At 56.8% G+C, this 21,121-nt stretch carries 25 protein-coding genes; 11 read left to right on the top strand and 14 right to left on the bottom strand.

The genetic code is table 11. The features are described 5' to 3' along the window. Nucleotides 1–71 precede the first annotated feature (71 nt). Together argF and TR2A62_RS15880 are read right to left on the bottom strand one after the other, a co-directional pair. On the bottom strand, nt 72–998 hold the full coding sequence (gene argF / locus TR2A62_RS15885) for an ornithine carbamoyltransferase (protein WP_009160927.1): 927 nt from the start codon (nt 996–998) through the stop codon (nt 72–74). A gap of 58 nt (nt 999–1,056) precedes the next feature. Next, complete coding sequence (locus tag TR2A62_RS15880) at nt 1,057–2,229, bottom strand: aspartate aminotransferase family protein (protein WP_009159701.1); 1,173 nt, start codon at nt 2,227–2,229, stop codon at nt 1,057–1,059. 236 nt (nt 2,230–2,465) lie between these two features. On the opposite strand from TR2A62_RS15880, the gene TR2A62_RS15875 reads away from it, so the two are divergent. Then, the gene (locus TR2A62_RS15875) at nt 2,466–3,344 is read left to right on the top strand and encodes a DMT family transporter (protein WP_040820866.1); all 879 of its coding nucleotides are present in this window, start codon (nt 2,466–2,468) and stop codon (nt 3,342–3,344) included. Here TR2A62_RS15875 and TR2A62_RS15870 read toward each other — a convergent pair. Continuing rightward, on the bottom strand, nt 3,334–4,140 hold the full coding sequence (locus TR2A62_RS15870; RefSeq protein ID WP_009160431.1) for an ABC transporter permease: 807 nt from the start codon (nt 4,138–4,140) through the stop codon (nt 3,334–3,336). The two genes, TR2A62_RS15875 and TR2A62_RS15870, sit on opposite strands and share 11 nt — an antisense overlap. 124 nt (nt 4,141–4,264) lie before the next feature. Here TR2A62_RS15870 and TR2A62_RS15865 point away from each other — a divergent pair, with 124 nt between their 5' ends. Continuing rightward, complete coding sequence (locus TR2A62_RS15865) at nt 4,265–4,828, top strand: GcrA family cell cycle regulator (protein WP_009158957.1); 564 nt, start codon at nt 4,265–4,267, stop codon at nt 4,826–4,828. Between the two features lie 81 nt (nt 4,829–4,909). Here the strand turns inward: TR2A62_RS15865 and TR2A62_RS15860 are convergent, their stop codons facing one another. Then, nucleotides 4,910–6,406, bottom strand: coding sequence for a hypothetical protein (locus TR2A62_RS15860; RefSeq protein WP_223296128.1), 1,497 nt, complete (start codon nt 6,404–6,406; stop codon nt 4,910–4,912). A gap of 143 nt (nt 6,407–6,549) precedes the next feature. Here TR2A62_RS15860 and rimO point away from each other — a divergent pair, with 143 nt between their 5' ends. Further along, complete coding sequence (gene rimO, locus TR2A62_RS15855) at nt 6,550–7,944, top strand: 30S ribosomal protein S12 methylthiotransferase RimO (RefSeq protein ID WP_009157281.1); 1,395 nt, start codon at nt 6,550–6,552, stop codon at nt 7,942–7,944. A gap of 37 nt (nt 7,945–7,981) precedes the next feature. Here rimO and TR2A62_RS15850 read toward each other — a convergent pair whose 3' ends face one another. The 3 genes from TR2A62_RS15850 to TR2A62_RS17765 all read right to left on the bottom strand — a co-directional run bounded on the left by TR2A62_RS15850 (nt 7,982) and on the right by TR2A62_RS17765 (nt 10,322). Further along, entirely contained in the window at nt 7,982–8,719 is a 738-nt protein-coding gene (locus TR2A62_RS15850; protein ID WP_009158575.1) for a hypothetical protein, read from the bottom strand. Between the two features lie 28 nt (nt 8,720–8,747). Next, nucleotides 8,748–9,904 (bottom strand): IS3 family transposase gene (locus TR2A62_RS15845; RefSeq protein WP_150103511.1). Its coding sequence is split into 2 segments (ribosomal slippage): nt 8,748–9,652 and nt 9,652–9,904, totalling 1,158 coding nucleotides; the frame shifts between segments, so codons are not numbered across the junction. A 40-nt stretch (nt 9,905–9,944) separates the two neighbouring features. Then, nucleotides 9,945–10,322 carry a hypothetical protein gene (locus TR2A62_RS17765; RefSeq protein ID WP_009158160.1) on the bottom strand — a complete coding sequence of 126 codons (378 nt, stop codon included), beginning with the start codon at nt 10,320–10,322 and terminating at the stop codon, nt 9,945–9,947. A gap of 407 nt (nt 10,323–10,729) precedes the next feature. Here TR2A62_RS17765 and TR2A62_RS15830 point away from each other — a divergent pair, with 407 nt between their 5' ends. Further along, entirely contained in the window at nt 10,730–11,380 is a 651-nt protein-coding gene (locus tag TR2A62_RS15830) for a hemolysin III family protein (protein WP_009158855.1), read from the top strand. Between the two features lie 40 nt (nt 11,381–11,420). Here the strand turns inward: TR2A62_RS15830 and TR2A62_RS15825 are convergent, their stop codons facing one another. Next, nucleotides 11,421–11,780 carry a diacylglycerol kinase gene (locus TR2A62_RS15825; protein ID WP_009159827.1) on the bottom strand — a complete coding sequence of 120 codons (360 nt, stop codon included), beginning with the start codon at nt 11,778–11,780 and terminating at the stop codon, nt 11,421–11,423. A 142-nt stretch (nt 11,781–11,922) separates the two neighbouring features. On the opposite strand from TR2A62_RS15825, the gene TR2A62_RS15820 reads away from it, so the two are divergent. Then, a complete protein-coding gene (locus TR2A62_RS15820) occupies nt 11,923–12,201 on the top strand; it encodes a hypothetical protein (protein WP_009157980.1) in 279 nt (92 codons plus the stop codon). Here TR2A62_RS15820 and TR2A62_RS15815 read toward each other — a convergent pair. Next, nucleotides 12,198–12,917 carry a M48 family metallopeptidase gene (locus tag TR2A62_RS15815; protein ID WP_009160868.1) on the bottom strand — a complete coding sequence of 240 codons (720 nt, stop codon included), beginning with the start codon at nt 12,915–12,917 and terminating at the stop codon, nt 12,198–12,200. The two genes, TR2A62_RS15820 and TR2A62_RS15815, sit on opposite strands and share 4 nt — an antisense overlap. Before the next feature lie 119 nt (nt 12,918–13,036). Between TR2A62_RS15815 and TR2A62_RS15810 the strand changes: the two genes are divergently transcribed. The 4 genes from TR2A62_RS15810 to TR2A62_RS15795 all read left to right on the top strand — a co-directional run bounded on the left by TR2A62_RS15810 (nt 13,037) and on the right by TR2A62_RS15795 (nt 15,773). Then, nucleotides 13,037–13,279, top strand: coding sequence for a hypothetical protein (locus TR2A62_RS15810; protein ID WP_009157397.1), 243 nt, complete (start codon nt 13,037–13,039; stop codon nt 13,277–13,279). A gap of 71 nt (nt 13,280–13,350) precedes the next feature. Then, nucleotides 13,351–14,451, top strand: a complete 1,101-nt coding sequence (locus TR2A62_RS15805) for a class II histone deacetylase (protein WP_009158196.1) — start codon at nt 13,351–13,353, stop codon at nt 14,449–14,451. 54 nt (nt 14,452–14,505) lie between these two features. Beyond that, entirely contained in the window at nt 14,506–15,084 is a 579-nt protein-coding gene (locus tag TR2A62_RS15800; protein WP_009159504.1) for a nitroreductase, read from the top strand. After that, entirely contained in the window at nt 15,081–15,773 is a 693-nt protein-coding gene (locus tag TR2A62_RS15795) for an EI24 domain-containing protein (RefSeq protein ID WP_009157844.1), read from the top strand. The genes TR2A62_RS15800 and TR2A62_RS15795 overlap by 4 nt, the downstream gene beginning before the upstream one ends. Here TR2A62_RS15795 and TR2A62_RS15790 read toward each other — a convergent pair. Together TR2A62_RS15790 and mce are read right to left on the bottom strand one after the other, a co-directional pair. Next, complete coding sequence (locus TR2A62_RS15790; protein ID WP_009160379.1) at nt 15,770–16,054, bottom strand: DUF1467 family protein; 285 nt, start codon at nt 16,052–16,054, stop codon at nt 15,770–15,772. The two genes, TR2A62_RS15795 and TR2A62_RS15790, sit on opposite strands and share 4 nt — an antisense overlap. A 65-nt stretch (nt 16,055–16,119) precedes the next feature. Next, nucleotides 16,120–16,518: a methylmalonyl-CoA epimerase gene (gene mce, locus TR2A62_RS15785; protein WP_009158683.1), complete on the bottom strand. Its 399-nt coding sequence runs from the start codon at nt 16,516–16,518 to the stop codon at nt 16,120–16,122. 135 nt (nt 16,519–16,653) lie between these two features. Between mce and TR2A62_RS15780 the strand changes: the two genes are divergently transcribed. Then, the gene (locus TR2A62_RS15780; RefSeq protein WP_009159320.1) at nt 16,654–17,370 is read left to right on the top strand and encodes a response regulator; all 717 of its coding nucleotides are present in this window, start codon (nt 16,654–16,656) and stop codon (nt 17,368–17,370) included. Between the two features lie 4 nt (nt 17,371–17,374). Here TR2A62_RS15780 and TR2A62_RS15775 read toward each other — a convergent pair whose 3' ends face one another. Then, on the bottom strand, nt 17,375–18,109 hold the full coding sequence (locus TR2A62_RS15775; RefSeq protein ID WP_009157686.1) for a GNAT family N-acetyltransferase: 735 nt from the start codon (nt 18,107–18,109) through the stop codon (nt 17,375–17,377). 183 nt (nt 18,110–18,292) lie between these two features. Between TR2A62_RS15775 and TR2A62_RS15770 the strand changes: the two genes are divergently transcribed. Continuing rightward, nucleotides 18,293–18,481 carry a hypothetical protein gene (locus TR2A62_RS15770; RefSeq protein WP_009159854.1) on the top strand — a complete coding sequence of 63 codons (189 nt, stop codon included), beginning with the start codon at nt 18,293–18,295 and terminating at the stop codon, nt 18,479–18,481. 2 nt (nt 18,482–18,483) lie between these two features. Here the strand turns inward: TR2A62_RS15770 and TR2A62_RS15765 are convergent, their stop codons facing one another. Together TR2A62_RS15765 and TR2A62_RS15760 are read right to left on the bottom strand one after the other, a co-directional pair. Beyond that, entirely contained in the window at nt 18,484–19,707 is a 1,224-nt protein-coding gene (locus TR2A62_RS15765; protein WP_009160653.1) for a DUF1501 domain-containing protein, read from the bottom strand. Nucleotides 19,708–19,709: 2 nt separating this feature from the next. After that, on the bottom strand, nt 19,710–21,089 hold the full coding sequence (locus TR2A62_RS15760; RefSeq protein ID WP_009157923.1) for a DUF1800 family protein: 1,380 nt from the start codon (nt 21,087–21,089) through the stop codon (nt 19,710–19,712). Nucleotides 21,090–21,121: the final 32 nt, after the last annotated feature.

The following is a 21,121-nucleotide window of genomic DNA, read 5'->3' as shown; positions in this document are numbered from 1 at the left end:
ATTTTGTCCCGCAAAGCCACCCTCGCGAACAGGCCCCGCCTGTTCAGCAGGACCACACTGTTTCGTCAGGCTTATTTGCCCAAGCAGAACTTCATGATCGCCTTTTGCGCGTGAAGACGGTTTTCGGCCTCATCAAAGATGACTGACTGCGGGCCGTCCATGACTTCGGACGTGACCTCTTCTTCGCGGTGCGCAGGCAGGCAGTGCATGAATAACGCGTCGGGTTCGGCCTGTGCCATGAGGGCTGCGTTGACCTGATAGGGGCGCAGCATATTGTGGCGACGTTCGCGCGCCGATTGCGCGTCATGCATTGAAACCCATGTGTCAGCGACCACCAGATCCGCGCCTTGGACCGCCTTGTCGGCGTCGCGTTCGATCGAAATCTTGCAGCCTGCGTCACGGGCCAGTTTGACGAACTCGCCCTCGGGGTCGAGCTGGCTGGGACCCGCAAAGGTGAGGTCGAATTTGAACTGTGCGGCTGCGTGCAAGAAGGATGCGCAGACGTTATTGCCGTCGCCCGTCCAGACGACTTTCTTACCGGCAATCGGGCCGCGGTGTTCCTCGTAGGTCATGACGTCAGCCATGATTTGGCAGGGGTGGGTGCGATCGGTCAGGCCGTTGATCACAGGGACGTCGGCGTATTCGGCCATTTCGGTCAGCACGCTTTCGTCAAAGGTCCGGATCATGATGAGATCGACGTAGCGCGACAGAACCCGCGCGGTGTCGGCGATGGTTTCACCGTGTCCCAGCTGCATGTCTGCACCAGAGAGCACCATCGTTTGACCACCCATCTGGCGCACGCCCACGTCAAAGCTGACACGGGTTCGGGTCGACGGTTTTTCAAAGATCAGCGCGACCATGTGGCCCGCCAATGGTTGATCGTCATCAAGCGCACTCTTGGGGCGGCCATGCCGCGCGTCTTTGATGTCGCGCGCGGTGTCGATGATCTGCCGCAGGTCGGATGGGTTGGTTTTATGAATGTCGAGAAAATGGGTCATGATATCGCTTTCGGGTAGAGAGCCGCAGGGGGATCAGCCCCCCGCAGTCCCGTAGAGATTACTGAGACAGAGACGAGGCAGCAGCGTCGAGCAGCGATGCCGCCTGTACGATGTCATCGTCTGTGAGGTTAAGAGCAGGCAGCAAACGGATCACATTGTCAGCGGCAGGCACGGTGATCACGCCATTTGCGTAGCCCGCGTTGACCACGTCCATATTGGTCGCCTTGCATTTGAGACCAAGCATGAGGCCGGAACCACGCACCTCTTCGAACACGTCCGCTTGGTTGGCCACGAGACCTTCGAGCCGTTGGCGCAAGAGGCCAGCTTTGCGGTTTACGTCATCCAGAAATTCCGGTGCAGACACAATGTCAATCACTGCATTGCCAACGGCACAGGCCAACGGGTTGCCACCGTATGTCGAGCCGTGGGTGCCTGCGGTCATGCCAGAAGCCGCGTGTTCCGTAGCCAGCACACAGCCCAGCGGGAAGCCACCGCCAATGCCCTTGGCGACCATCATGATGTCGGGTGTGATGCCGGACCATTCATGCGCAAAGAGTTTGCCGGTTCTGCCGACGCCGCATTGCACCTCGTCCATAATCAACAGGATGCCGTTGGTGTCGCAAAGATCGCGCAACCCTTTGAGGCAATGATCAGGCACGGGGCGGATGCCGCCTTCGCCTTGCACAGGCTCGATCAGGATCGCGGCGGTTGTGTCGGTGATCGCTGCCGTCAGCGTGTCGTGATCGCCAAACGCGAGGTGGGTAAAGCCGCCCAAGATCGGGCCAAAGCCTTTGGTCATTTTCTCGGACCCAGCAGCGGCGATTCCTGCCGCCGACCGGCCGTGGAATGATCCGTCAAAGGTGATGATATCTACACGCTCAGGCGCGCCTGCGTCATAGAAGTATTTGCGCGCCATTTTGACCGCAAGCTCACAGGCCTCGGTGCCAGAGTTCGTAAAGAACACAGTGTCGGCAAAGGTCAAATCCACGAGTTTGTCAGCGAGTGCCGTTTGTGCGGGAATATTATAGAGGTTTGACGTGTGCCACAGTTGGCCCGCCTGCTCTGTTAGGGCTTGGGTCAATGCAGGATGGGCATGGCCCAGCGCGTTGACCGCAATACCAGCCCCCAGATCAAGGTATCGGTCGCCGTCGTCCGTGGTCAGCCAAGAGCCTGCGCCGGACACAAAAGTCAGCGGCGCGCGGGAATAGGTCGGGAGAACGGACGAAATCATCGGGTAGGGTCCTTATAAGAAGCCATGGAAGTGCCGGAGCGGCAGGCATGTGTCAACAATTTTAGGGATTTAGACAGGAGAACAGCGCACAGCTGTGCGGACGCAAGAAATTAGCGTCGGCGTCGGAGAAGTGTTGTGCGTGTCTGTGTCATACCGATCGTTTAGTGGGATTGATCGGATTTGTGAAGAGGTTTTGGGGATTGCGGGTTCCGTATGGGCATGGTTTGCATCCGCCTATGGCGAGAACTGCGCAAAATCCAAAACTAGCAGTCGGGTTTATCCTGTACGCCACCGCATTTATCGCGGGGACGATGGTGCTCGCCAAATTCCTGAGTACGAACACATTCGGAGATGCGCTGCACCCACTACAAATCAGCCATGGCCGGTTCATATTTGCGTTCCTTGCGCTGTCTACGGCGGCTGCAATTTTGCGCCCTCGGATCGAGAGGCCCAATCTCAAGTTACATATCGGGCGGTCGTTCTTTGGTTGGGGTGGTGTCACCTTAATGTTCGCCAGTGTGGCATTCATCCCCCTGCCCGACGCAACCGCGATCAGTTTTCTTAACCCCGTGTTTGGCATGATGTTGGCAATCCCGTTTCTAGGCGAAACCGTTGGACGTGTGCGCTGGTCAGCCGCGGCAATTGCTCTCGCTGGCGCGATGATCCTGTTGCGCCCAAGCGCGGAAAGTGTTCAAGCGGGCGCGCTGCTGGCATTGTGCGCTGCAATGTTGATGGGCGCCGAGTTGATTTTCATAAAGAAGTTGGCTGACCGCGAGGCGCCGTTTCAAATCCTATTGCTGAACAATGCGATTGGCTTGGGGATCTCTAGCGTCGCTGTATTGCCCGTGTGGGTCATGCCAACGGGTCCACAGTGGATGGCGCTTGCCGCTTTGGGTGTATTGATGGCCTGTGCCCAGAGCCTATTTGTCAACGCAATGGCGCGGGCCGACGCGAGCTTTGTCACGCCGTTTACCTATGTGACGCTGATATTTGCCGCGCTCTATGATCTCGTGTTCTTTGACACGTTGCCCGATGCGGTGTCCGTTGTCGGGGTCTGTGTGATCCTAGGCGGCGCCATGCTACTGGCGTGGCGGCAGGCGCGCATCAAGGCTTGAGCCGGTAGCCAGTTTTGAACCACCGGATACAAATCCCAAGCAAGATGGCAGAGGTCGCACAGGTGAACCCGAGGCCCAGCCACGGATCGCTATCTGACACACCCAAGACGCCGAAACGCACACCGTCGATAATGTAGAAGAACGGATTGATCCGGCTGAGCATTTCCAAAACCGGTGGCAGCGATGTGATCGAATAGAAGGTGCCAGAGAGAAACGCGAGCGGTGTCACCACAAAGTTCGCAATCGTCGCAAGCTGGTCAAATTTGTTGGCATAGACCGATGCGATGATCCCAAGCGCACCCATAAACGTGCTGCCTGCAATGACGAACACGATGACCCACAACGGGTTTGCGATCCCCATGCCCAAAAACAGGGCCATCCCGATCAAGATGACCACGCCCACCAGCGCGCCGCGCACGATGCCACCCGCGATGTAGCCCACCACGGTTTCGGTCGCCGAGAGCGGCGGCATGAGCGTATCAACGATATTGCCCATCACCTTGGCCGATACGATACTTGACGAAGTATTCGAGAATGCGTTCTGGATCACAGTCATCGTCAGAATGCCGGGTGCGAGGAATTGCATGAACGGCACGCCCATCACATCGCCCCGCGTCGGGCCAATCGCGATGTTAAAGATCAGCAAAAACAGCCCAGCCGTGACCAACGGGGCCACAATGGTTTGCGCCCATACATTCATGAAACGACGCACTTCGCGTTCGGCCAATGTCCATGTTCCCTGCCAATTGACGCGACCAAAACGGCGCACGCCCATAGATTCCGAGGGTTGTGACATCTGATCACTCCTTGATTGCGCTGTGCGCTCTTGTAACCGCGCCGTCAGTGATTAGAATAGGGCGCTGAGAGATTTGTTAAGGTCGTGTGAGATATACCGCGACCAGACCCCAAAGGAACCCCTTATGTCCTGGACAGATGACCGCGTTGAGACGCTGAAAAAAATGTGGGGCGAAGGCCAATCCGCAAGCCAGATCGCCAAGGAATTGGGCGGTGTGACCCGCAACGCTGTGATCGGCAAGGTGCACCGTTTGGGCCTGTCGAACCGCGCGGGTTTTGGTGGAGGCAAAGCCGCGCCAAAAAAAGAGACCGCACCCAAGGTCGAGACCAAGGCCGCCAAGCCCGCAGCCAAGCCCGCAGCGGCCGCCAAGCCCGCAGCGGATACTCCGCCGCCGATGAGTGCTGCGCGCCGTGCGATCATCCCGGCCGGTCAGCCATTGCCACCACAGCCATCTGCGAACGAGATTTCACCAGAGGCCTTGGCATCCGTGCGCGAGGTCGAGAAGACCTCGAAAAAGATCAGCCTGATGGAATTGACCGAACGGACCTGCAAATGGCCTGTCGGCGATCCTGCAACCGATGATTTCTGGTTCTGCGGTCTGACCGTGAAACCCGGCAAGCCCTATTGCGAGGCCCATGTCGGCGTAGCGTTCCAACCCATGAGCTCGCGCCGCGACCGCAAACGGTAGAACGATCCGGATTTAGAATAGTAAGGCCCGCGCTGGGACACAGCGCGGGCCTTTTGCGTTTCGGGGTTAGCGCAGTCGAAGTTATCGCAACCCGCTCAATGCATCAGTTAACCCTATCAACAGCGCCTTGTAGGCCAGAGCGACCTCGGCAATCCAAGGCGAGACCAGCAATCCCAACCCGTACAAGACCCCAACGGGCACGACCATCGATAGCCACCAGATGAAGGCAAACAGCATTGGCAACAACAGAGCCATAAGCCCGTCAGTGTCCAAGTTTTTGGAACTGTCCAGCACTCGCTTGCGAAGCTTAACGTTGAACACAGCCTGAAAGCTGAAGGTCGCGATCACCAAATGCACCAAGGTCGGAAGCAAGGTTGTCGCGGCCATCGCATAGATCCAGTAGTTGTCCGGATTGCCATCGCGACTATCGAGGAAGCTGCGAATATCAAGGATCGCGAAGTCAGCCAAGCGATTAATACCGACGATAGAAACCACAAGAACCACGCCAATCCCAACGAGGAATGCCATTGCAAGTGCAATATCAAGAGCAGCCCAAAGAATCGCCTGCGATGGCCGTGCCAACCCCATTCGTGCAAGCGAAATCGTAGTGCCGTAGGACAGCGCATCGAATAGGCCGTTAATGTACGGAACGACGAGACCAAATACGCAAACAACAAGGAAAACGCGATCTGTATTGCTAGGGTCGAGCAACAAAGCACTCGCGATGATTCCGACGGGAATAAACGCAAAGTACGCCACATATCGCCAATTTGACCGCCCAGACACAACAAGGCGATCCAAAGCATAAATGGCCGCATAGAAGACTGCCAACGGACCAAAAGTCAGCCAATGTGAAGTGAAAGTTCCACTATTGGTAATGGCAGTTCCCAAGACATAAGCGCCGATAAGACCCAACGCCAAAATGCTCGGGGAATGGCCTTTCGACAAAAGACCAATCCCAACAGCAAGAAATCCAAAGAATGACGTTACTCCATTGAATTTTATCCCAAGCCCATACCCTAAGAGACCACCAATAGCGGCACCGGACAGCAACAACGTAGTCAGAATATTTTCAGAATTTTTGATGACCCACTCATTGCCGCATAGCCGTACAATGCTCTCGAACCTTAGAAGGGTCGACATGGCTAGAAGCCCCAAAACGACGAGCAATCGAAACCACCATCGATCATCAAACTCGAATATTGCAATGTCGCCAATCTTGCCAGTGTTAACCCCCATGGACCAATAGATCACCATGAATAAGAGGGGATAAATGACTGCTACGAGGAGTGCCCTGTCCAACATCTGGAAATTAAACGTTGACCGGATTGAGCTGCGAAGATCTTTGGGCAGGTTTCTGGGGATCTCGCCAGACAAGAGGCGCTGGAAGCCATTGATGCACAGGCTTAGAGCATAGGAGTAAAGCAAGGCATAGCTGTCATGGCCAAGATGCGTTTTGAGCTGCTTTTTCCGGTTGGGCGAATTCAACAGTGCGAACGCCACGACCAATAGCACGATGTAGACGCGGAACGGCAGCGACAGCCAGACGGGCATCTTGAGGACCGCTGGCGCGACCATGCCTAAGAGTAGAAATGCAAAGAAATGCAAAAAGACTAATAACTTGACCGGAACCCATTCGCCGATATGGCGAAATTTGTGGTAACTGGTCAACTCTTTCCTAACTCTTTCCTCGCCCGCCATTCCCCCCTATACGCAGGCGCATGGCCAGCAATCCTCCAAACCTCCGCCCTGATCTTGCGCCTGCTGCGCAAATTGATGCAACGCCACGTGGCAATCAGCCGACGATTGGCATGGTGTCTTTGGGTTGTCCCAAGGCCTTGGTCGACAGTGAGCGTATCCTGACGCGCCTGCGGGCCGAGGGCTATGCGATCAGCCCTGATTACAGCGGTGCCGAGGCGGTGATTGTGAACACCTGCGGGTTTCTCGACAGTGCCAAGGCCGAAAGCTTGGACGCGATTGGCGAGGCGCTGACGCAGAACGGCAAGGTGATTGTCACGGGCTGTTTGGGTGCCGAGCCGGATTATATTCGCGAGCATCACCCCAAGATCCTCGCTGTGACGGGACCGCAGCAATACGAGCAGGTGCTGGATGCCGTGCATAGCTGTGTGCCGCCCGATCCCGATCCGTTTATTGATCTGTTGCCTGCAACGGGGGTCAGCCTGACACCGCGGCATTACAGTTATCTCAAGATATCCGAGGGCTGTAATCACAAGTGCAAGTTCTGCATCATCCCCGACATGCGCGGACGTTTGGCCAGCCGGCCTGTCCACGCAGTGCTGCGCGAGGCGGAAAAGCTGGTCGAAAACGGCGTGAATGAGCTGTTGGTGATTTCACAAGACACCAGCGCCTATGGTCTGGATCGCAAGTATGACGTGCATCCGTGGAAAGACCGCGAGGTGCGCAGCCACATCACCGATCTGACCCGCGAGCTGGGCCAGTTGGGCGCGTGGGTGCGGCTGCATTATGTGTACCCCTACCCCCATGTGCGCGATCTGATCCCGCTGATGGCGGACCCAGAGAATGGCGTGCTGCCCTACCTCGATATCCCGTTTCAACATGCGCATCCTGATGTGCTGCGCCGTATGGCACGGCCTGCGGCGGCGGCACGGACATTGGACGAGATTGCGGCATGGCGGGCCGAGTGCCCTAACATCACGCTGCGCTCGACTTTCATTGTTGGGTATCCGGGCGAGACCGAGGCCGAGTTCCAGCATCTGCTCGACTGGATGGACGAGGCGCAATTGGACCGCGTTGGATGTTTTCAATATGAAAACGTGGACGGCGCGCGATCAAACGATCTCCCCGATCATGTGGCACCCGAGGTCAAGCAAGACCGATGGGACCGGTTCATGGAAAAGGCACAAGCGATTTCCGAGGCCAAGCTGGAGGCCAAGGTCGGGAGCGTGATGGACGTGATCGTGGACGACATTGACGAGGACGGCGTGGCGACATGCCGGACCATGGCGGACGCGCCCGAGATCGACGGGAATTTGTTTATCGATGAAGGAACCAGCGGGCTGTCAGTTGGCGAAATCGTGAGCGTCGAAGTTGATGAGGCGGGCGAGTATGATTTGTGGGGCGCGTTGGTGGAGTAGGAGGGCACCAAAGACGGACTGTCTGGTGAGTATCTCGCTATTCTTCTGAAGCCTCTTCCAATCCATCGACAGAAACATCCTCTGCCGTTTCGCGATCAGTTTTGATACGAGCAGCAGGTGGGTGCCAAGCACTAAGATCCTGCCCGACCTCTCTGTAAAAGCTCGGCACAACTGCTTCGAGATCTTTGATGAAGTTAGTTTGTTGAGTAAATCGCGCACCCAACCGTTTGGCGGTGAACAAGAAGCAGGACAACACTTGCAGTCCTTCTTTACCTTCATTCGCGATCTCAACATCATCAAGCAGCGCATCAATTGAGAATTGAGTCTCCTCACTTCGACCAGGCCACATCAAACGGACATGCAAATCGGCAGTTTCAGTGGTCGAAATCTGCCGTAAGAGCCAATTCAACCTCGCTTTGGTCGATTTCTTGTCCGTTGGTGCCTTGAGTGCCATGCCGACCTCTAGCGTCCGGCGGGGGAGGTCGACGAGCACAATGAGGTCTGATGCAGCATTCGGAATGCTGAAGACTGCATCAAGAACATTACTGTCCCGCAGCCGCCCCAAGATATGGCTCTCGCGTGCAGCGACATCCTTGACCAGAGATTTCTTGATTTTCTCAACGACCGTCGTTTCGGTCTGGCGCGATAAAATAAGGGACAAATCCTTAGTCTCTTGAAACCACGCAGCGACGACTTCGCGAGCTTCTGGAGAGCGGACCCGTATTTGGCCGCCCGCAGACACCAATCTATTAACCTTGGTCCATTCTGCGGGCATTCTATCAAAGTGAGGTGCCCCTAGTTTCCTATACGCCTGCCTCGTTCATTTTCCTTTGTTCTGTTTCATAGTCAACTGGCGACAGCATGCCGTTGTTGGTGTGCTTGCGAGTCGGGTTGTAAAACATCTCGATGTAATCGAACACGTCCTGCCTTGCTGTGTCGCGCGTGGTGTACGTCCGCCGCCTGATGCGTTCCCGTTTCAGCAAGTGAAAGAAGCTCTCGGCGACTGCGTTATCATGACAATTCCCGCGCCTACTCATGCTGGCATCCAGATTGTGTTTGCTGAGAAAAGATTGCCACACTTTGCCAGTGAATTGGGAACCTTGGTCAGAATGGATCAAGACCCTATGCTTTGGTTTGCGTCGCCAAACGGCGCTCAGCAATGCTTGTAGGGCTGGGTCGGTTGTCATGTGAGACTGCATCGACCACCCAACGACACGCCGTGAGAAAAGGTCGATGACCACAGCGAGGTACGACCAGCCTTCATGGGGCCTGATGTACGTGATATCGGTCACCCATACGCAATCAGGCGCATCCACCTCGAACTGTCGATCCAGTGTGTTGTCAGCGACGACTGCAGGCTTGCCGCCATATCGACCAGGTCGACGTTTGTATCCGATCTGCGCTGCAATGCCAGCCAAGCTGGCCAAACGTGCCACACGGTTCTCTGAACAGGTCTCGCCAGCATCGCGCAGGTCGTCTGCAAATTTGCGATATCCATAGACCTTACCGCTATCGGTCCATGCCTGCTGGATCAGCTCCGTCTGACGTGCATCTTCACGCGCACGCGCACTTAACGGTTCTTTAAGCCATGCATAGAAACCGCTGAAATGAACCATCAGCACGCGACACATTGAACGCACAGAAAACTCAGTGCGATGAGCCTCAATAAACGCGTACCTCACTGAGACGCTCGCGCGAAGTACGCGGTCGCCTTTTTTAGAATAGTGCGCTCCTCGGTGACCCGGACCAACTCACGCTTCAACCGTTTGATCTCAGCAGCCTGTTCCGCCACCTCCGATCTGACACGGGGTGACTTCGCAAACTGCGACTTCCACGTGTAAAGCGACTTGGTGCTAATTCCGAGCCGTTCCGCCACTTCGCTGACCGCATATCCACGCTCAACGATCTGTGCCATGGCGTCCCGTTTGAACTCGTCTGTAAAACGTATTCCCTTGTTCATATCTGTCTCTCCTTGCTTCCAAAATTACCAAGCAAAGCGTCTACAAATCTAGGGGCACCTCAAAGCCCTTAACCCCGGCGCTCTCATGGAGGAGAAATCGCTTTAACTCTTTTAGCAAGAGATGCTGTTCGGGATCATCCAGCAGGTCGTTGGTTAACAGCAGATCAGCTTGGGTTAAGATGAACATCCATGACCAGTGAAAGACGGGAATACGCGATTTGCTCTTGCGGATATCCTCGCTCGGGTGGTTCTCAGGTAGCGACGCAAATTGGTTTGATATGGTGATAACGCAATCAACTTTGTTGTCCTTTGCGATTGTCCGATATCTTTCAACTTGTTGGGGAACGATTTGGGCATTCCCAACCTTTGTTTCGACAAGAGCACGCCATTCCCGCGTTCCATTGGTCAAAACAATCATGCCATCCGGTCAGTCAGCTTTCGGGTTCTTGTCCTTGTGAAAGACAACCTCAGTATAGCATGTTAGTCGACCGCGCTTGCCGACCTTTGCTCCTAGTGTTTGGAGCAGATGTGCACCAAATGGTTCAACATTTGCGAGACACGAAAGAATGATAGACGTAGTCCAGCCTTCTTTTGATGTTTCAGAAAGAACGGGAAACAATCGCGCGATTTGGCCTTGGGAAAGATATACGGGTAAAGACATTTGCACTCCAATAATTTTCCAACTTAGAGTTGAAGCGCAAAATAAAGCAACTGAAAGCTGCACTTGCCGCCCCCAACAAGCGCGCCCCCAAACTCCCGCAACGTCATCCTAGATTTACGAAACCCTTTCCTATCTGATCTATGATCAAGGACAGGAGGACGTACATGCCCTACCCAACCTATACACGCGCTGAGAAGATTGCGGATGGGACGATCCACACGGTCGGTATTCTATCCGCGTTGACAGCGACAACCATTTTGATCGCGGTGATGGCGCACCACCTGGGCACGCCCGCTTTGGCGGCGACGATCCTATATGGCGTGACGCTGGTTTTGATGCTGACCGCGTCGGGTGTTTATCACATGACATGGTCGCCGCGGTTGAAGCCATTGCTGCGACGGTTCGATCACGCGGCGATCTATCTCAAGATTGCGGGGACGTTTACGCCGCTTGCGGTTCTGATCGGGTCTGGGTTTGGCTATGCCGTTCTCGGGCTTGTTTGGTTGCTGGCCCTTGGTGGCGCAATCTCAAAGCTGTTTTTCTGGCAGTCCCCCGGTTGGCGGTCGACCGCGCTCTATCTAGTGATGGGATGGCTGGGGGTGACATTGTTGTGGCCGATCACTCAGACCATGCCGACGGTTGCGAGCGCCTTTTTGATCGCAGGTGGTTTGACCTATTCGGCCGGAGTGGTGTTCTACCAATGGGAAAGCCTCAAGTTCTCGATGGCGATCTGGCACGGCTTTGTTCTGGCGGCGTCGGCCTGTTATTTCACAGGGATCGCATTCGCGCTTAATGCGTCGGCGGCCTTGTTCTAGGACGATCTGGACGAGTGGCGGGGCAATGCCCCCTGCCCGATCAGACGATCAAATCGACAATCACGCACACCCAAGCCACGCCGACGCCAATGCCGCTGACGGCAACTGCGGCGCTGCCCGCGTCTTTGGCCTCGCCTGCGCGTTCGCGGTGTTCGGTCGAGATATCATCAACAACCCGCTCGATTGCGGTGTTCACACATTCCATCGCCAAAATAAAAATGCCGCCCATAAGGAGCAGCCCGCGCACGGTACCGTCCAAGGGCAGCACAAACGCCAGAATGGCGAACACGATGTTCAGAACGATCCATTGGGTCAGGCTGGCCTCTGTCCGGTAGACGTGAATCCACCCCTGCCATGACCATACTGCGCGCTGCCAAACCCGCTTTAATTGCTCTTTCACCACGAATTCATCCCCTCTTCACGTTTTTTGGACGGCAAGGACACCCCAAGGTCAGGACCGCCCCACCTGCGCGGCTGCGCACCCGCAAATAGGGTTACTGCAATCGCCGCATAAGGCGCAGTTGACCAGATGGGAGGGTAAGATGGAATACATTTTGGGGATCATGAGTGCACAGAGCACCCAAGCAATCGGCATCGCAGGGTTTGCGGCCTATGTTCTGAGTTACTTGATGCTCACGCTGCGGTGGATTTCGGCGGACAGCACGGTCTATTTTGCACTGAACCTCGCGGCGGCCAGACTGGTGTTAGTCAGCCTCGCCCACAGCTTTAACCTCGCATCCGCCTTGATCCAGTTGTTCTGGATCTGCATTTCGATCGTTGGCATCACAATGCGGCTGACGCGCCGCGGCACCGCAGCCTAGAGCCCTTGGCGTGCCACGCGGCGGACGGTCGCGATCCGGGCTGCATTGGGTGGATGCGTCCCGAGAAATTTATTGCCGGGATCCGGGATGCGGGTAAAGAATTCCGCCCCACGGATCGGATTGAACCCTGATTTCTGCGTGATCACGGTGCCCAGCGCATCTGCTTCGAGCTCGAATTCTTTGGAGAAACTGCGCGCGCCGACCGCGGCCCCTAATTGCTGGGCATTGCGTACGACTTGTTCACCACCGCCAGATAACGAGGCCAGCTCGCCAAAGACCGACGCGCCCGCTTGGGCCGCTTGGCGTTGGCGGGTGAGGTGTCCCGCGATGTGGTGGGCGGCTTCGTGCCCCATGACAAAGGCAAGCTCGTCATGGTTGCGCGCCTGCGCGATCAGGCCCACGGTAAAGGCCACAATCGGGCGTCCGTTGGCATCGACCGTTTGGAACGCATTGGGCGGCATGTTGGGACGGTCATCTACGACGGTCTGGAAATCACAATTGACGCCAGTCGTACGGGCCCGACATTCGCGTTCTGCGACAGGCTCGACAGCCTCGACCACAGCAATAAAGTTCTGCGCAAGCGTCCGGCCATCGAGACGCCCGTTCGCCTTTTCCACGACGCCTTGGGGCTTTTGCCCATCGCTGGACACCGGCTGGATCGTCATCTCGGTACAGGCAGTGAGGGCAAGCGCCGCCACGAGGGTCATACTGCGCATCAATCGGTCCTTTGGATACTGGATTATATCATAGCAGCCTGCCGCGCAGAGACCAGTCACATAACTGACAAGAGCCGTGGCATCTTGGCTGTATGGCGGAACCTCGCTAGTCTGGGGTCATGTTTACAATTGAACACGATTATGACGCGACGGTTGTCACCCTTGTTGATGAAGGGGCCGCACCGTTAGGCGAAGATGTTGTGGTGCAGGCCTTTGATGACTGTGTCACGCTAGAGCAATACGATGCCCGTACAGACAACGTTGTGCGGATCACATTGTCGCTGACCCAAGTTCAGGATTTGGGGGCGGCTTTGGACTTGCCCGAAGGGGTGTATCAGCTGCGCCGGACGGACAGCCAATAGACCGCAGACATGGGGCGGTCAGGCAATAGAATGCGCCGGATGGCGCGCCTTTGGATCACGGTGGGACTAGAATGACGACAGGGTTTTATACGGACGAGCGCACGTTTTGGGCAGGGGGCGGCAACTATGCATTTACCCAACCCGTGGCCGGATTGGTCCAACCGTTCGTTGGGGGCGGATTGCCCGAAGCACCAGAAACCAAGCGGCGGTTCAAGAACCTTATGGAGGTCACCGGATTGATCGGTGATCTGTCAGTGCGCACAGCCCCTGAGGCCGACCGCGCCGATCTACTGCGCGTCCACCCCGCAACCTATCTGGACACCTTCAAAGAGATGTCTGACGCAGGCGGCGGCGAATTGGGATTGCGCACGCCTTTTGGTGCGGGCGGCTACGAGATTTGCGCGTTGTCGGCAGGATTGGCGGTCGATGCAACGCGCGCCGTGACGTCAGGCGATCTACGCAACGCTTATTCCCTTTCGCGCCCACCGGGGCATCATTGTTTGCCCGAGTTTCCGAACGGGTTTTGTTTGATGTCGAACCTTGCGATTGCTGCACGGGCCGCACAGGCCGATCACATTGGCCTGCGCATCGCGGTGATTGATTGGGACGTGCACCACGGCAATGGCACAGAGGCGGTGTTTTACGATGATGCCGATGTGCTGACCATCAGCCTGCACCAAGAGCATAACTATCCATTAGACACAGGCGATTTTGCGGATCGTGGTGCGGGGAATGGCGTGGGCACGAACCTGAACATTCCGCTGCCATCAGGTGGTGGACATCAGCTATATCTCGAAGCCTTCGACAGATTGGTCGAACCCGCAGTGCGCGCGCATCGCCCTGATTTGATAATGATCGCCTGTGGCTTTGATGCAGCCGCGATTGATCCGCTGAGCCGGATGTTGGCCAGTGCAGATACATTTCGCCAGTTGACGGCGCGCACGATGGCGTTGGCCGATGATCTGTGTGACGGGCGGATCGTGATGACCCACGAAGGTGGGTATTCCGAGGTCTATGTGCCGTTTTGCGGTCATGCCGTGATCGAAGAGATGTCGGGATCAAGCATCAACGCCCCGGATCCCTATGCCGACACGTTCCGCATTCGCCAGCCCAAGTCGCATTTTGACGACTATGCACGCGGGTTGTTGGATCAGATGGTTGCCGCACTCTAACAATCTGGGGCGGTGTGCCTATCTCAGTCTCATTGCTTATTGCCGGAGCCAATTATGCCGACCCCAAACCCTGCCGCATTTGAATTTCTCACAACGCGCCGGTCGCGCCCTGCCAAAACACTGACGTCACCGGTGCCGACGCGTGACCAGCTGATTCCGATCCTAGAGGCCGCGGCCCGCACACCCGATCATGGCAAGCTAGAGCCGTGGCGGTTTATCGTTCTGGAAAAACCTGCGTTGATGCGGTTGGCGCAACTGGCTGCAGATCGCGGGCATGCTATGGGCATTGAGCCAGACAAGCGCGACAAGGGTGTTGCACAATATGCCAACGCGGATTTGGCCGTCGCGGTTGTCACCTCGCCCAAGGACAGCCCGAAAATCCCGCAGATCGAACAGGTCTATTCGGCGGGTGCTGTATGTCTGGCCCTCTTGAACGCGGCGCTGGCCAGTGGTTGGGGCGCCAATTGGCTGTCCGGCTGGGCGAGCCATGACCGCGCGTTTGTCACCGAAGGTCTGGGGCTCGACGATCACGAGACGGTCGCAGGATTTCTACATCTCGGAACAGAGACCAGCGCACCACCCGAACGCCCGCGCCCCAATCTAGATGCTATCACAACGTGGGTCGCATCATGATCCTGACGGACTTTTCCAAAGCCGTCGCCCAGTTGGGTGATCCACGGTTCCGGCGCGTTGTATTGCTGGGCATCGGGCTGGCGCTGGCACTGTTGTTTGGTGTCTATGCGCTGATGCTTGGCCTGATCCAATGGTTCAATGACGGATCTGTCCTATTGCCAGTCTTGGGTGAAGTCACTTGGGTTGGCAGTTTACTGTCGTGGACCAGTTTGGTGTTCATGATGATCCTGTCATTTTTCCTGATGACGCCCGTGGCAAGTGCGATCACCGCGATGTTTTTAGGCGATGTGGCACAGGCGGTAGAGGACGAACATTACCCCCACTTGGTGCATTTGGAACGGGCGAACTTTTTCGACGGATTGCGCGAGAGCGTCAATTTCTTGGGCGTCTTGATCTTGGCCAATGTCATCGCGTTGATCTTGACGCCATTCGTCTGGTTTCTAGCCCCCTTCATGTTTTACGCATTGAACGGGTTTTTGCTAAGCCGAGAGTATTTTCAGATGGTAGCGCTGCGCAGATTGCCACGCGCCGAAGCCGTTGCATTGCGCAAGAAACATCAAGGTGCAGTCTGGATGGCTGGGATATTGATGGCGCTGCCCCTAACGATCCCGATCATGAACCTGTTGGTGCCTGTGATAGGGGCCGCGACCTTTACCCATATGTTTCACAGGCTCAACGGGACCCGTTAATCGTCTAGGCTGGGCGTTGACATCCGGTCGAACCAATCGAGGTCACGCACGGTGATCGCGCCCGACAGGATCGTGCCTGCGATGATCACCCACACACCCAATGCCCAGAATGTCGTGATCTTGGCCTTACGCCCGATCTGGGCGTCCGCGGGGGCCGAAGTGTGCGTGCCGGGCACAACCTCGCCCGCCTCACCTTGGGTCGTCATCCGCAAGGGTAGGACGATAAAGAACACCATGAACCAGATCACGGCAAAAAGAACGAGAGCAGAGACGGGACCCATGGGCGTATTCCTATGTGTTTGGCCAGTGGCGGTGCCTCTGGCGAGCAGTTTCTAGAACAACAGACTTAGTTTTGTTCTAGCTCGATCAGACAACCATTAAAGTCCTTGGGGTGAAGGAAAATCACTGGCTTGCCGTGGGCGCCGATTTTCGGGGCACCAAGAACGCGCGCGCCTTCAGTTTCCAAATGGGCCGCGGCGGCGACAACGTCATCAACTTCGTAGCAGACGTGGTGAATCCCACCTGACGGGTTTTTGTCGAGGAACCCTTGGATCGGGCTGTTTTCACCCAACGGGTAGAGCAATTCGATTTTGGTATTCGGCAATTCAATAAAGATCACCGTGACACCGTGATCGGGTTCGTCCTGTGGTGCGCCCACATTCGCCCCCAGTGCGCCGCGGTATTGAGCGGCCGCTGCTTCGAGGTCTGGCACAGCAATAGCCACGTGGTTCAAACGTCCGATCATTGGGTGTCCTTTCATCCGGTTGGGGCGGTTATGGCGCGGGGCCTGGAGGCGCGCAAGTGCGACGCGGGGACGCGTTAACATCCTGTTAGCTTCGATATGAAAAAATGAGGCCTACGATTTCTGGGGAGAGCGACTATGGACGACCTTGCTGATTTCATGACATCACGACCACCAACCTCGGCCCACCCCTTGTTAGGGCGGACAGTGCTCGTGGTCGAAGATAGCCGATTTGCTTGCGAGGCGATGCGGCTGTTGTGTTTGCGGTCTGGTGCACGGATCAGGCGGGCCGACAGTTTGCGATCAGCGGGGCGTCATTTGCAGGCCTACCGGCCATCCGTTGTGATTGTGGATATGGGGCTGCCCGATGGATCAGGGGCTGAACTGATCGAAGAGTTGAACCATGCGCAACCCCGCGTCGATGTTATCTTGGCGACAAGCGGCGATCTCGAACTAGAGGACGTCGCGACAGCGGCTGGTGCAGACGGGTTCATTGCAAAGCCAATGGCGAGCCTATCGCAATTTCAAAACGCCATTTTGCAACATGTCCCGCTGGACGAACATCCACCCGGCCCCCGTGTCGTCAGCGCGGATACAGTATCGCCCGACCCGATCGCATTTCGCGATGATATGGCACATGTCGCGGATGTTCTGGCGGGTCGCCATGACGAACGGACGTTGGACTATGTCGCGCAATTTGTGGGCGGCGTCGCCCTAAGCGCAAAAGACGCCGGTTTGAGCAAAGCCATCGACACATTGGTTGAACGCCGCGCACGAGGCGTCGAAGTTGGCAATGCATTGGACCGATTGTCAGGGATGGTGCAAGACCGGATGAACGCCGACCGCGCGATGTAAACGGCTAAAGCGTGGGGTCCGAGGCCACACGCACGAGGCGGGTAAGATCGCCCAAGCGTTCGATTTGCTGCCCCGATGCATCAAAGTTTGATGGCGCGAGCCAGAGTGAGAACGCTTCCTTTAACGCAGGCCAGTCCGTATCTGTCACCGCAAACCAAGCCGTGTCACGGTTGCGACCCTTGACCACATCCGCTTGGCGAAACGTACCTTCGTAGCTGAAGCCCAACCGCTGGGCAGTCCGGCGAGACGGCCCATTGAGCGCGTTGCATTTCCATTCATAGCGCCGGTACCCCGCATCAAACGCCCATTGCATCATGAGAAACATCGCTTCGGTCGAGGCGCGGGTCTGCTGTAGCTGCGGCGCAAAAGAGATGTAGCCGACTTCGATCGAGCCAGCATCTGGGGAAATGCGAAGATAAGAGCAAAAGCCACCAAATTCGCCCGCCTCAAGATCTTTGACCGCATAAAACTTGGGGTAGTCCGCTTTGGTGATGTCTGACACAAACCGGTGAAACCCTGACGACGACCCGAACGGGCCTGCGGGCATGTAATCCCAAACCTGCGGATGGCCGGAAAACGCACGATAGAGCAACGCTGCATGGCGTGCAGGATCTAGCGGTTCAAGCTGCGCATACTGCCCAATTCTGACGTCCTCTTGGGGCCGGATGGGCGGAGACCAATTCGCAACGATCGGACCCAAAGGCCGGTTTTGTGATCCTGTATCTGACATTTTCCCCATCACTCGATCTTGTCCCTCGGGTTTGAACCTAGCGACCCAAGTGCTGGGGTCCAAGTCCCTAAATTTGAACCAATCCGCCCTTGGAATGCCCCAATTGTTTCCATTCCGAGGCAAATTTCTGCCGAATTCACCGCCTATCCCTAGAGCATGGGACACGGGCGTAAGTACGAGCAGGAGCACCTAATGAAGTCTTTTTTTAAGACGTTTATTAACGAAGAAGACGGGAACGCGACTCTCGACTGGATGGTCTTGATGGCAGGCGTTTTGATGTTATCGGTTGCAATTACTGCAACGATGGCGGGCCAGTCGATGCGGATCGCTCAGGACACATCCAACGTGGTCGGCAGCATTTCCACCGATTCCGCGATCTAAGATTACAGCAAAATCCCGGGGTCGGCTCCCAGATCGAGCCCGGGAAACACGACTTGCTCTAGCGTTTGCGTCTTGAGACCAAAGAGACCGCGCATGGCCCATGCCGCATGCGCACGCACATCACGGGTCGGCAGCAGATCGCGCCCGTCGTACAGATCACCATCGCTCAAACCGGGCCAATCGGTGATCACACGTTTGCCGCGCACAGCCCCACCCGCCATCAACATCGCACCACCGGTTCCATGATCCGTGCCTTTGGTGCCATTTTCGCGGGCCGTCCGCCCAAATTCAGTCATCGCAACAATGGCCGTGCTTTGCCACGCGGGGCCAAGGCGCGCGCGCAACGTAAGAATGGTATCACTGAGGCGTTTGAGAGAACGGCGCAAACCGCTGCGTTGGTTCGAATGCGTATCCCACCCATTGAGCGAAAACGCCGCAATCCGCGCATCGCCGCGCAAACGATCCGCCACAAACTCGGCAATCTCAACATGATCGCCACCTTTGACTGTGTTCATCATCGGGGTTTCGGCCATCATCATCTCGCCTTCTTCAGCAAGCTCGCCGGTCATTTCAATTTCTTCGGCGATCGCAATCGCATCGGTCGCAGCCTCTTGGAACAACGGATCAGAATGGTGGATCAGTTCAAGCAAGCGTTTGGCTTGGGGGCTGAGGTTTAGCTCGGCCTCGGGGGACCAACGCGACACAGGTGCGGCACCACTGGTCAGCAGCATCTGCTCGCGCCCAACCGCATAGGTGGTCTGTACTGTGATATCGGGCACCTCTTGCAGCATCCGGTTCAACCAACCGCCACGAACGCCACCGCCGAACACCTCACCCGAGCCCGCCTCTAGGATATCTTGGCCGTCAAAGTGGCTGCGTTTGTCGCGGTATGGGGTTGAAACCGCATGTGTGAACGCGAGGTCCTCGTCATCCCAGAGAGGTTTTAGTGGCGCCAGCGCAGGGTGCATTGAGAAATACCCATCGAGATCAGAGGCATCGCCGTCTTCACCAAAGACCAGAGATTTCCGCAGGGTGCCGAGAGCCGGATCACCGTAGGGTTGGACCACGTCGAGTCCGTCCATCCCACCGCGCAGGATGATGACGATGAGCCGGTTTTCCCACGGGGCTTGGGCCAGTGTCACAGGAGCGAGCAGCGGGCTTGCTGCGGCCGAACAGCCCAGCACGGTCGAATTGATCAGAAATTTGCGGCGACTGAGATCGGTCATCTCTATCTCCTTTGGAATGCGGGCGACGACAGGATCAGGCCGATCCCTTCGGTCACGCTTTCGGCGGCGTTGGCGGCGAATTCTATGTCTTGGGTCGCATAAGGGCCCAGCGCGGTGTGTACAAAATCGCGGGGGTCAGGAAGCGGATCGACAAAGGCCTTGGGCGCTTGCATCGCCCATGTGATACGGCCTGCCATCCCTTGGGGGGTGATCCACGCCGCCGCATCCTCGGCCCACCCGTCTGGACCAGGGGGTTGTTCCCACGGCTGGCCCATAACGCGCAGCGGGCGTTCCGCCAATCGGCGCACCGTGCGGTCATCTGCGGCACCAACACTGGCTGGCGATACGCCTAGACCCCGCAAAGAAGACAGCATAAAATCAAACGGTTGCTTGACCTTTTCCAGATCAATCAACCACGCGTCGTCGTGGGTCAGCAGTGCCTCGACCGCGGCCCCGAGGTTGCCGCCTGTTTGAACCAATGCCTGTTCGACGGCTGAGACCAGCGCCGGTTCAGGCGTGTCCGAGACAAAGTGCACAGCCAGTTTACGCGCGAGATGTTTTGCTGTGGCAGGGTGTGCTGCCAAATCATCCATCGCCGCCAGAATGTCGTCCAACTGGGGCGCGCCGCCGCCATAAGAGCGGCCCAGCACAATCTCTTCGCCGGGTTCGGCAAAGCGGAACCGGAACTTGAACCCGTCTTGGGGGGTGTAGCTGAGGCCCGTCATCAATTCGGCCAATTGGCGCACGTCGTCTTGGGAATAGGGGCCACCCACGCCTAGCGTGTGCAGTTCGAGCACTTCGCGGGCTAGGTTTTCATTCAGCCCGCGGTCCCGCTGGGCGGCTTGGCGGCTGTTGGGGCCCATTGATTGTTCCTGATCCAGATAGAGGACCATGACGGGATGGGTGACAACCGCGCGCAACATGTCAGAGAACCGGCCCATCACATGCGGGCGGATTGCTTCTTCGACGTAGGCCGCGACCAGATGGCGGGTCACGGCACGGTCGGACTGGGCGGTGAAATGGTCAGCCCAAAACCGAACAAGACGTTCGCGCAACCCGTCAGAGGTCGACACGCCGCGCTGCACCACCGCGCGGAAGGATTGATATTGCACAACGCGCACTTGGCGTTGGATGGTTTTGAGATCTTCTGCGGCCTGCGCGCCAACCTCGGTTCCATCATTTTGGCGACGCAGACGTGTCAGGCGGACAAACTCGCCGTGGCTGGGCCACATCTGATCCATGTGCGGAATACGAAAGGCACGGCCCGCTTCATCGGGTCCACGCGCCTGCGCCAGCATATCGTCCACAGAAACCGGTGCCGCCACGGTCGGTGACAGCCCGTATCCAAACCGGATCGCGGCCAAGGTCGGATCAAAAGGCATGAACGCTCCTGTTGTGCTAGGCTTTAACGTAA

Origin of the sequence: Thalassobium sp. R2A62, from assembly GCF_000161835.1 — a bacterium.
Lineage (GTDB): Bacteria > Pseudomonadota > Alphaproteobacteria > Rhodobacterales > Rhodobacteraceae > Thalassobium.
Note: the sequence above shows the minus strand (reverse complement) of the source record. Positions and strands in the feature narration are given on the sequence as shown.

Excerpts from the sequence above, each read along its gene's own strand:
- TR2A62_RS15790 (WP_009160379.1), bottom strand. The coding sequence starts at position 16,054 with ATGGGTCCCGTCTCTGCTCTCGTTCTTTTTGCCGTGATCTGGTTCATG.
- TR2A62_RS15775 (WP_009157686.1), bottom strand. The coding sequence starts at position 18,109 with ATGGGGAAAATGTCAGATACAGGATCACAAAACCGGCCTTTGGGTCCG.
- TR2A62_RS15870 (WP_009160431.1), bottom strand. The coding sequence starts at position 4,140 with ATGTCACAACCCTCGGAATCTATGGGCGTGCGCCGTTTTGGTCGCGTC.
- TR2A62_RS15860 (WP_223296128.1), bottom strand. The coding sequence starts at position 6,406 with ATGGTCGCGCCAGCGGTCCTCAAGATGCCCGTCTGGCTGTCGCTGCCG.
- mce (WP_009158683.1), bottom strand. The coding sequence starts at position 16,518 with ATGATCGGACGTTTGAACCACGTGGCTATTGCTGTGCCAGACCTCGAA.
- rimO (WP_009157281.1), top strand. The coding sequence starts at position 6,550 with ATGGCCAGCAATCCTCCAAACCTCCGCCCTGATCTTGCGCCTGCTGCG.
- TR2A62_RS15830 (WP_009158855.1), top strand. The coding sequence starts at position 10,730 with ATGCCCTACCCAACCTATACACGCGCTGAGAAGATTGCGGATGGGACG.
- TR2A62_RS15805 (WP_009158196.1), top strand. The coding sequence starts at position 13,351 with ATGACGACAGGGTTTTATACGGACGAGCGCACGTTTTGGGCAGGGGGC.
- TR2A62_RS15760 (WP_009157923.1), bottom strand. The coding sequence starts at position 21,089 with ATGCCTTTTGATCCGACCTTGGCCGCGATCCGGTTTGGATACGGGCTG.
- argF (WP_009160927.1), bottom strand. The coding sequence starts at position 998 with ATGACCCATTTTCTCGACATTCATAAAACCAACCCATCCGACCTGCGG.
- TR2A62_RS15880 (WP_009159701.1), bottom strand. The coding sequence starts at position 2,229 with ATGATTTCGTCCGTTCTCCCGACCTATTCCCGCGCGCCGCTGACTTTT.
- TR2A62_RS15815 (WP_009160868.1), bottom strand. The coding sequence starts at position 12,917 with ATGCGCAGTATGACCCTCGTGGCGGCGCTTGCCCTCACTGCCTGTACC.
- TR2A62_RS15765 (WP_009160653.1), bottom strand. The coding sequence starts at position 19,707 with ATGACCGATCTCAGTCGCCGCAAATTTCTGATCAATTCGACCGTGCTG.
- TR2A62_RS15820 (WP_009157980.1), top strand. The coding sequence starts at position 11,923 with ATGGAATACATTTTGGGGATCATGAGTGCACAGAGCACCCAAGCAATC.
- TR2A62_RS15800 (WP_009159504.1), top strand. The coding sequence starts at position 14,506 with ATGCCGACCCCAAACCCTGCCGCATTTGAATTTCTCACAACGCGCCGG.
- TR2A62_RS15875 (WP_040820866.1), top strand. The coding sequence starts at position 2,466 with ATGGCGAGAACTGCGCAAAATCCAAAACTAGCAGTCGGGTTTATCCTG.
- TR2A62_RS15850 (WP_009158575.1), bottom strand. The coding sequence starts at position 8,719 with ATGCCCGCAGAATGGACCAAGGTTAATAGATTGGTGTCTGCGGGCGGC.
- TR2A62_RS15780 (WP_009159320.1), top strand. The coding sequence starts at position 16,654 with ATGGACGACCTTGCTGATTTCATGACATCACGACCACCAACCTCGGCC.
- TR2A62_RS15865 (WP_009158957.1), top strand. The coding sequence starts at position 4,265 with ATGTCCTGGACAGATGACCGCGTTGAGACGCTGAAAAAAATGTGGGGC.
- TR2A62_RS17765 (WP_009158160.1), bottom strand. The coding sequence starts at position 10,322 with ATGATTGTTTTGACCAATGGAACGCGGGAATGGCGTGCTCTTGTCGAA.
- TR2A62_RS15795 (WP_009157844.1), top strand. The coding sequence starts at position 15,081 with ATGATCCTGACGGACTTTTCCAAAGCCGTCGCCCAGTTGGGTGATCCA.
- TR2A62_RS15810 (WP_009157397.1), top strand. The coding sequence starts at position 13,037 with ATGTTTACAATTGAACACGATTATGACGCGACGGTTGTCACCCTTGTT.
- TR2A62_RS15770 (WP_009159854.1), top strand. The coding sequence starts at position 18,293 with ATGAAGTCTTTTTTTAAGACGTTTATTAACGAAGAAGACGGGAACGCG.